Here is a 409-nt window from a genome sequence, read left to right as displayed (position 1 = left end):
GGAAGGGAGGGGAGTCGCTAAAGTTCAGAGACAAGAAACCAATTACGGTTGTGACACTGGTTAAAAAAACGGGTTGCTGATTGATACGTAAGCTTTCGATAACAGCCTGAGCCTTGGTTTTCCCTGACTGCATTTGCTGGAAGAAAGATGCCAGGATATGAATCGAATCGGCGATTGCTAGTGTCAGAATCATTGTTGGTGCATTGGCGGATGCGGTGGTGATATCCATACCCAGCCACGCAGAGATACCAAGCGCGAATAGGATTGAAGTAATAATGACAACTATGATGGAAAAGCTACCTGAGAAGACCGTAATGATGCTCCGGCTTGCAGCAAACATGTAGATCGCAATGCAGGTGATGGCGATCAAAAATGCTAAGGGGACGATATGCGATAAGTCATACATCGC

General features: G+C 46.2%; 1 protein-coding gene. It reads right to left on the bottom strand.

Features of this window, described 5'->3' with window-relative positions; translation table 11 throughout:
• On the bottom strand, nt 1-409 hold a 409-nt coding region (locus tag A3761_RS06095), incomplete at both ends, for an MMPL family transporter (protein ID WP_369808183.1).

It is taken from the genome of Oleiphilus sp. HI0123 (assembly GCF_001635315.1).
Note: the sequence above shows the minus strand (reverse complement) of the source record. Positions and strands in the feature narration are given on the sequence as shown.